The organism is Pectobacterium sp. 1950-15 (assembly GCF_037136835.1).
Taxonomy (GTDB): domain Bacteria; phylum Pseudomonadota; class Gammaproteobacteria; order Enterobacterales; family Enterobacteriaceae; genus Pectobacterium.
This window is the reverse complement of record NZ_JBBBQR010000001.1, coordinates 444,166-458,531: the sequence shown is the minus strand read 5'-3', so window position 1 is coordinate 458,531 and position 14,366 is coordinate 444,166. Positions and strand designations below refer to the sequence as shown.

General features: G+C 53.5%; 12 protein-coding genes. 11 read left to right on the top strand and 1 reads right to left on the bottom strand.

The genetic code is table 11. The features are described 5' to 3' along the window. Positions 1–71: 71 nt before the first annotated feature. Positions 72–854 carry an acetolactate decarboxylase gene (gene budA, locus WCT94_RS01965; RefSeq protein WP_336867602.1) on the top strand — a complete coding sequence of 261 codons (783 nt, stop codon included), beginning with the start codon at positions 72–74 and terminating at the stop codon, positions 852–854. A 21-nt stretch (positions 855–875) separates the two neighbouring features. Then, entirely contained in the window at positions 876–2,555 is a 1,680-nt protein-coding gene (gene alsS, locus WCT94_RS01960) for an acetolactate synthase AlsS (protein ID WP_336867601.1), read from the top strand. 173 nt (positions 2,556–2,728) lie between these two features. Here the strand turns inward: alsS and WCT94_RS01955 are convergent, their stop codons facing one another. Next, positions 2,729–3,118, bottom strand: a complete 390-nt coding sequence (locus WCT94_RS01955) for a hypothetical protein (protein WP_336867600.1) — start codon at positions 3,116–3,118, stop codon at positions 2,729–2,731. A gap of 743 nt (positions 3,119–3,861) precedes the next feature. Here WCT94_RS01955 and gcvT point away from each other — a divergent pair. The 9 genes from gcvT (at position 3,862) to WCT94_RS01910 (ending at position 14,349) form a co-directional block, all read left to right on the top strand. Next, a complete protein-coding gene (gene gcvT, locus WCT94_RS01950) occupies positions 3,862–4,977 on the top strand; it encodes a glycine cleavage system aminomethyltransferase GcvT (RefSeq protein WP_336867599.1) in 1,116 nt (371 codons plus the stop codon). Positions 4,978–5,036: 59 nt separating this feature from the next. Further along, positions 5,037–5,429, top strand: a complete 393-nt coding sequence (gene gcvH, locus WCT94_RS01945; protein WP_182100319.1) for a glycine cleavage system protein GcvH — start codon at positions 5,037–5,039, stop codon at positions 5,427–5,429. A gap of 118 nt (positions 5,430–5,547) precedes the next feature. Beyond that, a complete protein-coding gene (gene gcvP / locus WCT94_RS01940; RefSeq protein ID WP_336867598.1) occupies positions 5,548–8,421 on the top strand; it encodes an aminomethyl-transferring glycine dehydrogenase in 2,874 nt (957 codons plus the stop codon). Positions 8,422–8,565: 144 nt separating this feature from the next. After that, on the top strand, positions 8,566–9,036 hold the full coding sequence (locus WCT94_RS01935; RefSeq protein ID WP_181847027.1) for a GNAT family N-acetyltransferase: 471 nt from the start codon (positions 8,566–8,568) through the stop codon (positions 9,034–9,036). 178 nt (positions 9,037–9,214) lie between these two features. After that, positions 9,215–10,087: a carbohydrate ABC transporter permease gene (locus tag WCT94_RS01930; protein ID WP_100017586.1), complete on the top strand. Its 873-nt coding sequence runs from the start codon at positions 9,215–9,217 to the stop codon at positions 10,085–10,087. A 25-nt stretch (positions 10,088–10,112) separates the two neighbouring features. Continuing rightward, a complete protein-coding gene (locus WCT94_RS01925) occupies positions 10,113–10,976 on the top strand; it encodes a carbohydrate ABC transporter permease (RefSeq protein WP_442955470.1) in 864 nt (287 codons plus the stop codon). A 160-nt stretch (positions 10,977–11,136) separates the two neighbouring features. Beyond that, positions 11,137–11,961, top strand: a complete 825-nt coding sequence (locus WCT94_RS01920) for a phosphodiesterase (protein WP_336867595.1) — start codon at positions 11,137–11,139, stop codon at positions 11,959–11,961. Beyond that, a complete protein-coding gene (locus WCT94_RS01915) occupies positions 11,961–13,049 on the top strand; it encodes an ABC transporter ATP-binding protein (RefSeq protein ID WP_336867594.1) in 1,089 nt (362 codons plus the stop codon). The genes WCT94_RS01920 and WCT94_RS01915 overlap by 1 nt, the downstream gene beginning before the upstream one ends. Next, the gene (locus tag WCT94_RS01910; protein ID WP_336867593.1) at positions 13,042–14,349 is read left to right on the top strand and encodes an ABC transporter substrate-binding protein; all 1,308 of its coding nucleotides are present in this window, start codon (positions 13,042–13,044) and stop codon (positions 14,347–14,349) included. The genes WCT94_RS01915 and WCT94_RS01910 overlap by 8 nt, the downstream gene beginning before the upstream one ends. Positions 14,350–14,366: the final 17 nt, after the last annotated feature.

Here is a 14,366-nt window from a genome sequence, read left to right as displayed (position 1 = left end):
GTTCTCTCCCGCGTCAATCTTTATCTAAATATTAGTAATGTTTAAGTAATTGGTGCGGTGAGAAGGAACGTATGAAAACGAATGTCAGTGAACAATCCTGTGAGGAAGCCTTTGCTAGCTATGCTTATGATTTTCGCCAGCAGCATGCAGACAGCGTTATTTATCAGACCTCATTAATGAGTGGGCTAATAAATGGCGTATACGAAGGTAGCCGAACGATGGCTGAATTACTGGAACACGGTGACTTTGGATTAGGAACATTTAATAGTTTGGATGGGGAACTGGTTGCGTTAAATAGCCAGATTTTCCAGCTGTTATCCGATGGCAGCGCGCGAGCGGCAAAGCCGGAGCAGAAAACGCCGTTCGCCGTAATGACGTTCTTTCGCCCGACGGAAACGATCCGTTTTGATCGCTGGACCTCGCGTGAAGACGTGCATCGCCAGATCGATGAGATTGTGGGAACGGATAATTTATTCTGCGCGCTGCGGATTGACGGGAATTTTCGCTGTGTTGAAACCCGTACCGTCCCCCGGCAGTGCCGGCCTTATAAGCCGATGCAGGAAGCGGTTGAAGGACAACCGACATTTCATTTTGAGCACCGTAACGGCAGCGTTATTGGTTTTCGTAGTCCAGCTTACACTCAGGGAATTAATGTCGCGGGTTACCACGAACATTTCATTACTGACGATCGCCAGGGCGGCGGCCATATTCTGAATTATGACGTCGAACACGGCACGCTAACGTTTGGTGTGGTTGCCAAACTGATCATCGATCTGCCTCAGGATCGGGAATTTCTCAATGCCGATCTGTCTTCAGAAAACCTCAATAGCGTCATCAAGTCAGTAGAGAGCTAGTCATTTCATCGGAGTCATGTCATGGAAAAGTCCACCGAACAGCAGAGCTGGAGTTGCGGAGCCGAGCTGATTGTAAAACACCTGGAAGCGCAGGGCGTAAAGCATATTTTTGGTATTCCCGGCGCTAAAATCGATCGCGTGTTTGATGAGCTGGAAGACTCGACAATTCAAACGATCCCGGTACGTCATGAGGCGAACGGCGCGTTTATGGCGGCAGCGATAGGCCGTCTCACGGGAAAAGCGGGTGTGACGCTGGTGACATCCGGCCCCGGCTGTTCCAACCTGGTCACCGGGCTGGCCACGGCAACCGCAGAAGGTGATGCGGTTGTGGCATTGGGCGGGGCGGTTAAGCGGGCGGATAAACTCAAGCTGACACACCAGAGCCTGGACACCGTTAGCCTGTTTCAGCCAGTCAGTAAATTCAGTGCGGAAATCACGGCATCCAGTGCGATCTCTGAAGTGCTGGCGAATGCTTTCCGGGCAGCGGAAAGCGGCCGTCCGGGGGCGGCATTTGTTAGCCTGCCGCAGGATATCGTCAATGAGCCGGTTAGTAGCCCAGTACTGGCTTGCCCGCATTTACCGCTGTTAAACGGTGCGCCGCATAGTGACGTTGCCGAGGCGGCCAAACGGCTGCGGCAGGCTAAAAATCCGGTGTTACTGCTCGGATTAATGGCCAGCCAACAGGAAAATGCACAAGCGCTGCGTCGTTTTTTACACCGCAGCCAACTGCCGGTTACCAGCACGTATCAGGCTGCTGGCGTGATAGACCAGCAGCAGTTCGATCACTTTGCCGGACGCGTTGGATTGTTCAACAATCAGGCCGGGGATAAGCTGCTGCAACAGGCAGACGTGATCGTTACCGTCGGTTACAGCCCGATTGAGTACGATCCGGTGTTATGGAATAGCGGCAAAGCAACGCTGATCCACATTGATGTGCTGCGGGCTGAGATCGACAGCGCCTATCACCCTGATATCGAGCTGCTCGGGAATATCGCGATGACGGTTGATACGTTGAATGCGTGTATCAGCGAGCCAGTGATCTTATCGGCGGGCACGCAGGCCGTGTTGCAGGATCGCCAGCGTCAGCGCCACGATCTCAGTACGCGCGCCATCAACATGGCAGGATTTGCGATTCACCCGCTGCGTCTGGTGCGGGCGATGCAGGATATTGTGAATGAAGATGTCACGCTGTGTGTGGACATGGGGAGTTTCCACATCTGGCTGGCGCGTTACCTGTATAGCTTCCGGGCGCGGCAGATTCTGATGACCAACGGCCAGCAGACCATGGGGGTGGCATTACCTTGGGCGATAGCCGCATCACTGGTGCAGCCCGGAAAAAAAGTGGTGTCCGTTTCCGGAGACGGTGGGTTTATGCAATCCAGTATGGAGCTGGAAACGGCGGTGCGCCTGAAAAGCAATCTCCTGCATATCATCTGGGTGGATAACGGCTATAACATGGTGGAAATCCAGCAAATCCATAAATACCATCGTCCGGCTGGCGTGACATTTGGGCCAATTGACTTCAAAGCGTATGCGAAAGCGTTTGGCGCAAGAGGGTTTGCGGTTGAATCCGCGGATGAACTGGTCAGCAAACTCCGTCAGGCGATGGACGTTGACGGCCCGGCGGTGATTGCGATCCCGGTTGATTATTCCGATAACCACTGGCTGATGGAGAATCTGAATATTAGCGTGCTGATTTGATATGTCAGAATCGCGCCTGCACGCAGGTATCTATTAATATTACTTACACTGTCTGCCCAGAGGAATCTGGACAGACAGTAAAAGTGTAACATCCAGGAAAGTATTCATGTTAAGGACTAACATTTTTCTGTATTTTATGAAAAAAACTCATTCAATAGTTATTAAATAGCGTACTACCTTTCTCCGTAAGTGTACTCAATATTGTTAATTGTCGATTTGAATCCATATCGTGGGAAAATTTTCTGTGGCGATGCTAAATAACTATCAGCTAACGCTTCAGCCGCAGTTCGGTAAAACTTTTCTTGGTTTTTATTATACCAAGGGTCATCATGCGGGTTAGGGCTGAATTTGTAGGTTTGATCACGCTTAGCTGCCATGATACGAATTCCGCGATTTCCTGCACCAGAACCATATTTTTGCTCTGCGTAAGTGAAATCGACGCCACCTTTGGTGAATTTTCCTTTGACATCTACCGCGAATGCGTTGTCGGCAGTAAATGTCAAAAATAGAAATGCCGATGCAGCAATAGAACGTTGCAATAATGTATTAATGTTTTTGTGCATAGCTTTTATCCTATATGATTTTAACAGGGAGAAACACATTTAAAATCTAGATGAGCATCTGAGTTTATGCAATTAGCCGTCAGGTTCTATTAACGGTATTTTCTTGGCTTGCTAATAAATAGCAGCTTTAATTTTACAATCCAATCTATTATCTCGATCGTCATTTTCATTAATATGAATACTTCATGTAATTATTAATGTAATACTGCCTGACGATATTTTTACACCTTAACCCTCGTCATACTTCACGTTACCTGTGCGTTGGCTGATCAAATTCGTTTCAGACGAATTTGATCTTTTGGCGCGTGCTGCCACATAGAAAAGAGACCTGAGAGGCGGTTCACAGAATCGTGATGATGGCGGCATAAGGAAGAGAGTAAGGCTGGGATCCGTTGTGGATTTTGATTGAAAAAATCTAATTTAGCGCTGTTTTTACCATTAGATTATCTAATTTGAATGGTGTTCTCATTTGGGGGGCATCACCTAAGTTATCCAGCTTTAATGCCATTAATCTGTGAATGTTGCTGGTTTAAATAAATTATATGCTTATTTTTTTCTATTTTTGAGAATTTTACGCTGCTTTGTTTTTTGTGGATGATTCGACTTTCTTCACATTATATATAATTTATCTTATGCCTGAGAGTGTGGTTTAACCTGCGTTTCGGTGGTAAGTTCAGTCAGAAGATATCGTTTGCGCAGTGTGTTTTATCGCCTGAACGCCATGCGCTGAAGAGGGATGAAGAATGGCAAAGCAGACCCCGTTGTACCAACAACATCTGGCCGATGGCGCCAAAATGGTGGATTTTCACGGCTGGATGATGCCGCTGCATTACGGTTCTCAACTGGATGAACACCATATTGTGCGTCAGGAAGCTGGCATTTTTGACGTTTCCCACATGACTATCGTCGATCTGCATGGTGTGAGAACGCGTGAATTCCTGCGTTATCTGCTGGCGAATGATGTCGCTAAACTCACGCAACCGGGCAAAGCGCTGTATACCGGCATGCTGAATGCCTCCGGTGGCGTTATCGACGATCTGATCGTTTATTTTCTCACGGAAGATTATTTCCGGCTGGTCGTGAACTCTGCGACCCGCGAAAAAGATCTCGCCTGGATTGAACAGCACGTAGCCCCTTTTGGTATCGAAATCCGTGAGCGTGAGGATCTGGCGCTGGTCGCGGTACAAGGTCCGCAGGCGCAGGAAAAAGTGCAAGCAATCCTGAAGGCAAAAGGCCTGAGTGATGCCGATGTGACTGCTGTTGCCAGTATGAAGCCGTTTTTTGGCAAGCAGGCGGGCGATTTCTTCGTCGCTACGACGGGTTATACGGGCGAAGCGGGTTATGAAATCGCGTTGCCGAATGAACAAGTGGTCGATTTCTGGCAGCAACTGCTGGCCGCGGGCGTGAAGCCATGCGGATTGGGTGCACGCGATACGCTGCGTCTGGAAGCGGGAATGAATCTGTACGGTCAGGATATGGACGAAGGCGTTTCGCCGCTGGCGGCCAACATGGGCTGGACGATCGCCTGGCAGCCGGAGGATCGCCAGTTTATCGGGCGTGAAGCTTTAACGCATCAGCGTGAAAAAGGAACCGATCAACTGGTTGGTTTGGTGCTGACTGAAAAAGGCGTATTGCGCAATGATTTACCTGTGCGCTTTACTGATAGTGATGGCGTGATGCGCGAAGGTGTCATCACCAGCGGATCGTTCTCGCCAACGCTTGGCGTGAGCATTGCGCTGGCGCGTGTTCCGGTGGGGATTGGTGAACAGGCGATTGTGCAGATTCGTAACCGCGAACTGCCCGTCCATGTGACCAAGCCCGGCTTTGTTCGCGCCGGAAAAGCCATCGTTCAGTATTAATAGCGGCTTGCCTGTAAAGATAAGCGCACGGGATTAACGACTTTAGGAAAGGGGATGCAATGAGCAATGTACCAGTAGAATTAAAATACACTGCGTCGCACGAATGGGTGCTGCACGAGGGCGACGGTATCTACAGCGTGGGCATTACCGAACACGCGCAGGAGCTTCTGGGTGACATGGTCTTTATCGATTTACCGGAAGTAGGCACGGTAGTCGCCGCAGGCGATGACTGCGCGGTGGCGGAATCGGTAAAAGCGGCGTCGGATATTTATGCGCCCATCAGCGGTGAGATCGTCGAAGTCAACGACGATCTGGAAAGCTCCCCTGAGCTGGTCAACAGCGCGCCATATGCGGATGGCTGGCTGTTCCGCATCAGAATTTCTGATGAATCTGATTTGGACGAACTGCTTGATGCCGAAGCCTATCAGGCGTCGCTAGAAGAAGACGAGTAGTTATTGCGCCCCCGGTTTTGCTGAACCGGGGGCGTTTTGTTTTATTCGCCCGCGTCGTCTTTCAGCGCGGCAGCGATCATGATTGATGCAAGCACGATTAATGCAGGAAATTACTGTAATGACCCAGACACTCAGTCAACTCGAACATGACGGCGCGTTTATCGAGCGCCATATCGGTCCTTCCGTCAGCCAACAACAGCACATGTTGTCGGTGGTGGGCGCGACGTCGCTGGATGCGCTGATCCGCCAGATTGTCCCGGTGGACATTCAATTGCCCAGCCCGCCAGCGGTGGGAGAGGCAGTGACGGAACATGAAGCGTTAGCTGAGCTGAAGGCCATTGCAGGACGCAATCAACGTTATAAAAGCTACATCGGTATGGGCTACAGCACAGTGCTGATGCCGCCGGTGATTTTACGCAACCTGCTGGAAAACCCAGGTTGGTACACCGCCTATACGCCGTATCAGCCGGAAGTCTCTCAGGGACGTCTTGAAGCGCTGCTGAATTTCCAGCAGGTCACACAGGATTTAACCGGTCTGGACTTGGCTTCCGCCTCGTTGCTGGATGAAGCGACCGCAGCGGCGGAAGCGATGGCGATGGCAAAACGTATCAGCAAACTCAAACAGGCTGAGCGTTTCTTCGTCGCCGACGATGTGCATCCGCAAACGCTGGACGTGGTGCGTACCCGTGCGGAAACCTTCGGTTTTGAGATTGTCGTCGGTAAGGTGGAAGAGGCGCTGAAAGACGATGCGGTATTTGGCGTACTGCTGCAACAGGTAGGGACGACGGGCGAACTGCACGATTACAGCGACCTGATGGCCGCACTGAAAGCGCGTAAGGTTGTCAGCTGCGTGGCGTCGGACATCATGGCGCTGGTGCTGCTGACCGCACCGGGCAAACAGGGCGCGGATATCGTCTTCGGTTCCGCACAGCGCTTCGGCGTGCCGATGGGCTACGGCGGACCGCACGCGGCGTTTTTTGCCTGCCGTGATGAGCATAAACGTGCGATGCCGGGACGTATCATCGGCGTGTCGCGCGATGCAGCAGGCAACACTGCGCTGCGTATGGCGATGCAAACGCGTGAGCAGCACATTCGCCGTGAGAAGGCGAACTCCAACATTTGTACCTCGCAGGTGTTGCTGGCCAACATTGCCGGGATGTATGCGGTATTCCACGGGCCGGAAGGGCTCAAACGTATCGCAGGGCGCATCCACCGTCTGACCGATATTCTGGCGGCGGGATTAACGCAGGGCGGGCTGCTGCTGCGCCATCGCAGCTGGTTCGACACGCTGACTATCGAAGTCGCGGACAAAGACGCGGTACTGAGTCGGGCATTAAGCTTTGGCATCAACCTGCGCAGCGATTTGGCAAGCGCCGTTGGCATCACGCTGGATGAAGCGACCACGCGTGAAGACGTGCTGGCGCTGTTTGCGGTGCTGTTAGGTGACGATCACGGGTTGAATATTGAGGCGCTTGATGCGGCCATTAGCCAGCAAGCTGCGACGATCCCTGCCGGGCTCCTGCGTCAGGATGCGATCCTGTCGCATCCGGTTTTCAACCATTATCACAGCGAAACCGAGATGATGCGTTACCTGCATCGTCTGGCGCGTAAGGATCTGGCGCTGAATCAGGCGATGATCCCGCTCGGTTCCTGCACCATGAAGCTCAACGCGGCGGCGGAAATGCTGCCGATTACCTGGCCGGAGTTTGCCGAACTGCATCCGTTCTGCCCGCCGGAACAGGCGCTGGGCTATCGTCAGATGATCGAACAGCTATCGGGCTGGTTGGTTCAACTGACGGGCTATGACGCGATTTGCATGCAGCCCAATTCGGGTGCGCAGGGCGAATACGCGGGGCTGCTGGCGATCCGTCGCTATCATGAAAGCCGCAATGAAGCAGGCCGTCATCTCTGTCTGATTCCTAGCTCTGCCCACGGTACGAACCCAGCATCGGCGCAGATGGCGGGGATGGACGTGGTGGTGGTCGCCTGTGACAAGCAGGGCAATATCGATCTGCACGATCTGCGTGAGAAAGCGCAGGCGGCGGGCGAACAGCTTTCCTGCATCATGGTAACCTATCCATCCACTCACGGCGTCTATGAAGAGACGATCCGCGAAGTGTGCCAGATCGTGCATCAATATGGCGGTCAGGTGTATCTGGACGGCGCGAACATGAATGCGCAGGTCGGCATCACGACGCCGGGCTACATTGGTGCAGACGTATCGCATCTGAACCTGCATAAAACCTTCTGTATTCCGCACGGCGGCGGCGGACCGGGCATGGGGCCGATTGGCGTGAAAGCGCATCTGGCACCGTTTGTGCCAGGGCATCAGGTGGTAAAAATCGAGGGTGTGTTAACGGAGCAGGGCGCAGTCTCTGCGGCACCGTTCGGCAGTGCCTCCATTCTGCCGATTAGCTGGATGTATATCCGTATGATGGGCGCGGAAGGGCTGAAGCAGGCCAGCCAGATGGCGATCCTGAACGCCAACTACATCGCGACGCGCTTGCAGCAGGCTTATCCGGTGCTTTACACCGGCCGTGACGGTCGTGTGGCGCACGAGTGCATTCTGGATATTCGTCCGCTCAAAGAGAGTACCGGCATTAGCGAGATGGATATCGCCAAGCGGCTGATCGACTACGGTTTCCACGCGCCGACCATGTCGTTCCCGGTCGCGGGCACGCTGATGGTGGAGCCAACGGAATCGGAGAGTCAGGTCGAGATCGATCGCTTTGTTGACGCGATGCTGGCGATCCGTGCCGAAATCAACCGCGTTGCGCAGGGTGAATGGCCGTTGGACGACAACCCGTTGGTGAACGCACCGCACACGCAGGCGGAGCTGGTGGCGGACTGGACACACCCCTATAGCCGCGAACTGGCGGTATTCCCGGCAGGCAGCGAGCACAAATACTGGCCGAGCGTGAAGCGTCTGGATGATGTTTACGGCGATCGTAACCTGTTCTGTTCGTGTGTGCCGATGAGCGATTATGCGTAATTAACTGCGATCGTTGATATTGTTACTGCCAGTGATAGGCGGACACTGAGTTATCGCATTAACGATAGTTTTCAGATACCGCCTTGTATCACCTAATCAGTTAGGCATACGCAGGGGATAGGGATAGCCCAAAATGGAGAAAAGATGAAAGTCAGACTTGCAGAACCTGATGAAGCAGAAGAATGTTGGGAGATCAGGAATCAGGCTATTCGCCATGGATGCAAGAGCAGCTATGAAGCGGCAGTCATTGCTGCATGGACGCCAGAATCTATGCCGGAGGGATACAGGCGCGCTATTGCTACTAACCCTTTTTTTGTTGTTGTAGATTTAGATAACAGGCCGGTTGCTACGGGCTTTCTTGATATTTCTTGTCGCAGTGTGGAGGCTATTTTTACCTTGCCTGAATATGTTGGGAGAGGATTGGGTGGAATGATTCTTGACGCTATAAAGCATGAAGCACGCGAACGTGGTTATGAGCAATTAACATTATCCTCAACCCCTAATGCTCACTCTTTCTATCAAAAGCATGGTTTCTTGTTTCAGCAGGAAAGCTTATATAAATCCACTCTTACTGGGAGTGAGATGCGCTGTATAGATATGGTTTTCAAATTATAGCATTGGCTGCTTTGCAGCTCGTAGGGCGCTAGCTCATTGTGTGCTCATATTTAACCCCTCAACTTAGTCAGCGAATTATTTACTTTCGAAAACAAACTGTCATTAAACTGACGCCCCAGTGACACGCTAGCGTTCTAGGGTAAGGCCTCTGTGTTTCACACTGAGCGGCCTTTGAGTTATGCGTGCAAAATGCTTTCCCTATCTTGTGTTGTTGCCGACGCTGGTTTTTTTGCTTGCCTTCACTTATTTCCCCCTGCTGCGTTCGGTCATCGACAGCCTGTATGACACTCGGCTTAATGCCGATGCGCCACTGTTCGTCGGGATGGATAATTTTGTGCGTTTGGTGCAGGACGCGGTGTTCTGGCAGGCCTTGCTGAACAACGTGCTGTATATCCTGATGACGGTGGTACCCGGCGTGCTGCTGGCGCTGTTGCTGGCGGTACTGCTGTGGGAAAACACGCGTGTTAACCGCTGGCTGCGTACCGCTTTCTTCTTTCCGATGATTATTCCGCTGGTGAGCGCCGCGACGCTATGGCTGTTCATCTTTATGCCGGGGTTGGGGCTGCTGGATTACTATCTGGCGAAAGTGTTCGGCCCGATGAATAACAACTACCTCGGTATGAGCGACAGCGCGTTGGTGGCGGTAAGCGTCATCGGTATCTGGAAATTCGCCGGTTACTACATGCTGTTTTTTCTCGCCGGTCTGCAAGCCGTTTCGGCTTCCGCACGCGAGGCGGCGCTGATGGAAGGGGCTTCACGGCGTCAGGTGTTTTTCTACGTCACGCTGCCGCTATTGCGGCCAACCATCGCTTTCGTCGTCACCATCGCTTTTATCTACGCCATTACCCAGATCGACCATGTTGCCGTGATGACGCGCGGCGGACCGAATAACGCCACAACCGTGCTGCTCTATTACATCCAGGATCTGGCGAATGATACGCACGATCTGGGCAAAGCCTCTGCGGCTACCTTCCTGACGCTGGCGATGCTGTTCGCCTTTTCCATTATGAATCTGAAAGTGCTGGAGAAGGGGGCACACTATGAGCGCTGAAAATCAGATCGTTGACGTTCGGAGCATGAAAAGTCAGCACGTTGAAAACCGAAGTGTGACCAACCCGCTTCGCATCACGACGCGATTCACGCTGCCGCTGCTGCTGATTTGCGCTGCGTTACTGTGGGTCAGCCCGTTTATCTGGATGCTGTCTTCTTCCGTCAGCGCTAGCAGCTTTGGCGTGGATATGGCCTCGCTGCTGCCGCGCTTCCCACTCACGCTGGATAACTTCCGCGACGCATGGGACAGCGCCAACTGGCTACAGCTTTATACCAACACGCTGATTTTTGCGGTCGGCACGTTTCTGGTGCAGTTGGTGACGATCACCACGGCGGGCTACATCTTTGCCTACCACGAATTTCGCGGCAAAACGCTGCTGTTCTACCTGCTGCTGATTCAACTGATGATCATGCCTGTCGTCATGATGGTGCCAAACATGATGACGCTCAAACAGCTCGGCCTGCTCAATACCCTGACCGGCGTAATGATGCCGTATTTCGCCTCGGCGTTTGGGGTGTTTCTGATGCGTCAGGCGTTTCTCAACATTGCCAAAGAGATCGAAGAAGCCGCGTTGATGGAAGGCTGTCGCTGGTGGCAGGTGGTATTCCATGTCCTGATCCCCATGACCTGGCCGTCGATCCTGGCTTTCGCCACGGTCAGCATTACCTACCACTGGAACGAATATCTCTGGCCGCTGATGGTGCTCAACGATCCGGACAAACAGGTGCTGACCATCGGGCTGGTGTCGTTTGCTATGGGGGCGGAGTCCGGCGGGCAGTGGGGATTGATCTGCGCAGGTACGCTGCTGGTGTGCCTGCCGCTGATGGTGGCTTTTGTGGTGTTCCAGAAGCAGTTCCTGAGCAGTTTCGGCTTCTCGGGCATTAAGTGAATCGCGAATGGGTTAATGCGGGTTAATTAAGCCTGATTTTTAGGAGAAACGCGGGGATGAGGTTCCCGTAGGGATGCCTCGCCCCGTGGTCGCTCCGTGTATCTCGATCCTTAAACGATCGGCGTTCGCCAATGGGCGAAATAACGATGAGGTGGTGGTTATGTTACTGGCACAGATTTCCGATCTGCATTTTCGCAGTGAGGGGCGCAAGCTCTATGAATTTATTGATATTAACGGGGAAAATGCCAAAGTCATTAATCAGTTAAACGCGCTGAGCGAGCGGCCGGACGCGGTGGTGATTAGCGGCGATATCGTCAACTGTGGCAGTCCGCAGGAGTATCAGGTGGCACAGCGCGTGTTGCAGATGCTGGATTACCCGATGTACGTGATTCCGGGTAATCACGATGACAAGCAGCATTTCCTCAACGCGATGCGTCCGCTTTGCCCGCAATTGGGTGATGATCCCGAGAACATCCGCTATGCGGTAGATGATTTCCCGATGCGCCTGCTGTTCATTGACACCAGTCTGGCCGGGCAGGCGAAAGGCTGGCTGACGCCGTCCACGCTGGGCTGGCTGGAGCAGCAATTGCAGGATCACGCTACGCGCGAAACGGCGATCTTCATGCACCATCCGCCGCTTCCACTGGGATCGGCACACATGGATCGGATCGCCTGCGAAAATGGGGGCGAGTTGCTGACGCTGATCGAACGTTTCCCGCAGCTTACGCGGATCTTCTGCGGCCATACGCACCGTTTGATTATGACGCAGCATCGGCAGGCGATTATTGCCACGGTGCCGGGTACCGTCCATCAGGTGCCGTATTTCTACTATGACGATACGTCGTACTACAACCTGGAGCCTGCCAGCGTGGTGATGCACCGCTATGTGCCGGTCACCGGGCTAGTGAGCTATAGCCAGTCGATCGCCTCGAACTCCGGGCCTTACCTCTACGATCCGCGAATCAGCTGTCCGGTGGATGCGTAATGGCCGTGATTCAGTTACGCAATATCAGCAAACGCTTCGAGCATACACAGGCGCTGGCATCGCTGTCGCTGGATATTGCTGACGGCGAATTTCTGGTGCTGGTCGGGCCGTCTGGCTGTGGCAAAAGTACGCTGCTGCGCATGCTGGCCGGGCTGGAAGAGGTGAGTGACGGGCAAATTCTTCTGGGTGATGACGACATTACGACGTGGAGCCCGAAGCAGCGTAATTTCTCGATGATTTTCCAGAACTATGCGTTGTTTCCACACCTGACGGTCGAGCAGAACATCACGTTCGGGATGCGGATGCGCGGTGAGCCGAAAGCGGACTATCCACAGCGTGTGCAGCGCGTTGCCAGCCTGCTTCAGCTTGAGCCACTACTGAAACGCAAACCGGGAAAACTGTCCGGCGGCCAGCGGCAGCGTGTGGCAATGGCACGGGCGATCGTGCGCGATCCGCATTTATTTCTGATGGATGAGCCGCTATCGAATCTCGATGCCCGTCTGCGCAGCGATGTGCGGGACGGCATTATGGATCTGCATCGGCAGTTGAAAACGACCACTGTTTACGTCACGCACGATCAGATTGAGGCGATGACGATGGCCGACAGGATCGCCGTGCTCGATCGCGGAGTTTTGCAACAGGTCGGCACACCGGAGCAGCTGTATTCGCATCCGGCTAACGTCTTTGTCGCTGGGTTTATCGGCACGCCAGCGATGAATCTCGTGACGCTGCCCTGCACAGATGGCCGCGCAATGTTGCTGGCATTGCCTGTGGCGCTGCCTGCCGGTGACGAAACACATTCATTAACCGATGTGCTACTGGGGATTCGTCCTGAGCATATTACCGAACACGCCGCGTCAGACGGCGACTTGTCATTGTCGGGAACAGTGAAGCAGCGGGAGCTGTTTGGCGCGGAGTATCTGATACATGTGGATACGCCGTTGGGAAATATTCGCTACCGTCGGCCAAATCGCGATGGCGTACCGGATGTCGGCGCTCCCATTGTGCTTCATTTTTCACCGCAGGATTGTCATTGGTTTTCCGGGCAAACCGCCCGTAATTTATCCCAGGAGAAAAGACATGCGTAAGCCCCGTATGATAGCGCTGGCGATAGCCTTGCTGATGTCCGGCCCCGCGCTGGCGAAAGAGAGTATCGATTTCATGTTTCCTGCGCCGGTTGATGGCAAGCTGACGATGGAAATGACGCGCATCATCAAGGAGTACAACCAATCGCAGGATCAGGTGGAAGTGCGTGGGATCTTCACCGGCAATTACGACACAACCAAGGTGAAAGCGGAAGCGGCCGCCAAAGCGGGCGATCCGCCAGCGCTGGTGATTATGTCGGCCAACTTTACCGCCGATCTGGTCATCAAAGATGAAATCCTGCCGATGGACGAGCTGTTCAAATACAGCAACGAAAAAGCCACGCCTTTCCTGACTAAAAACTTCTGGCCTGCGCTGCACCAGAATGCACAGGTGATGGGTGTGACTTACGCGATCCCGTTCCATAACTCGACGCCGATCCTCTATTACAACGAAGACATGCTGAAGAAGGCCGGCTTTAACGAACCGCCGAAAAACTGGGATGAGGTGGTTGCGGTCGCGAAAAAGCTGACCGATCCGGCGAAGGGACAGTGGGGCATCATGATTCCGTCCACGAATGATGACTACGGCGGCTGGATGCTGTCTGCGTTGACGCGTGCTAACGGCGGGGCGTATTACAATGCCGACTACCCAGGCGAAGTCTATTACAACACGGCATCGACCAAAGGTGCGCTCCAGTTCTGGCGTGATTTGGTGTACCGCGACAAAGTGATGCCGGCTGGCGTGCTGAATTCCAAACAGATCAGCGCCGCGTTTTTCTCTGGCAAACTGGGTATGACGATGCTGAGCACCGGCGCGTTGGGCTTTATGCGCGAAAATACCAAAGATTTTCAGTTGGGTGTGGCGATGATGCCGGAAAAAGAGCGTCGCGGCGTGACCATCGGCGGGGCGAGTCTGGTGAGTTTCAAAGGGATTTCCGAAGCGCAGAAGAAAGCGGCCTGGCAGTTCATGAACTATCTGGTCAGCCCGGAAGTCAGCGGCAACTGGAGCCGTTTTACCGGCTATTTCGCGCCGCGTATGGCGGCCTACGATCTGCCGGAAATGAAGGATTATCTGGCGAAAGATCCGCGTGCGGCGATTGCGCTGTCACAGCTGCAATATGCCCATCCGTGGTATGCAACCTATGAGACGGTCGCGGTGCGTAAAGCGATGGAAAATCAGCTGGCGGCGCTGCTAAACGATCCGGCGAAAAAGGTTGATGACGCCGCTGCCGCTGCACAAAAAGAGGCGGATGGCATCATGAAGCCTTATGTGGATAAAACCGCGCTGCGGGATGTGAAATAAGGGCATCTCGCCCCGTT

Coding starts and splice junctions, on each gene's coding strand:
- alsS (WP_336867601.1), top strand. CDS start 876: ATGGAAAAGTCCACCGAACAGCAGAGCTGGAGTTGCGGAGCCGAGCTG.
- WCT94_RS01955 (WP_336867600.1), bottom strand. CDS start 3,118: ATGCACAAAAACATTAATACATTATTGCAACGTTCTATTGCTGCATCG.
- WCT94_RS01935 (WP_181847027.1), top strand. CDS start 8,566: ATGAAAGTCAGACTTGCAGAACCTGATGAAGCAGAAGAATGTTGGGAG.
- gcvH (WP_182100319.1), top strand. CDS start 5,037: ATGAGCAATGTACCAGTAGAATTAAAATACACTGCGTCGCACGAATGG.
- budA (WP_336867602.1), top strand. CDS start 72: ATGAAAACGAATGTCAGTGAACAATCCTGTGAGGAAGCCTTTGCTAGC.
- WCT94_RS01925 (WP_442955470.1), top strand. CDS start 10,113: ATGAAAAGTCAGCACGTTGAAAACCGAAGTGTGACCAACCCGCTTCGC.
- WCT94_RS01915 (WP_336867594.1), top strand. CDS start 11,961: ATGGCCGTGATTCAGTTACGCAATATCAGCAAACGCTTCGAGCATACA.
- WCT94_RS01920 (WP_336867595.1), top strand. CDS start 11,137: ATGTTACTGGCACAGATTTCCGATCTGCATTTTCGCAGTGAGGGGCGC.
- gcvP (WP_336867598.1), top strand. CDS start 5,548: ATGACCCAGACACTCAGTCAACTCGAACATGACGGCGCGTTTATCGAG.
- gcvT (WP_336867599.1), top strand. CDS start 3,862: ATGGCAAAGCAGACCCCGTTGTACCAACAACATCTGGCCGATGGCGCC.
- WCT94_RS01910 (WP_336867593.1), top strand. CDS start 13,042: ATGCGTAAGCCCCGTATGATAGCGCTGGCGATAGCCTTGCTGATGTCC.
- WCT94_RS01930 (WP_100017586.1), top strand. CDS start 9,215: ATGCGTGCAAAATGCTTTCCCTATCTTGTGTTGTTGCCGACGCTGGTT.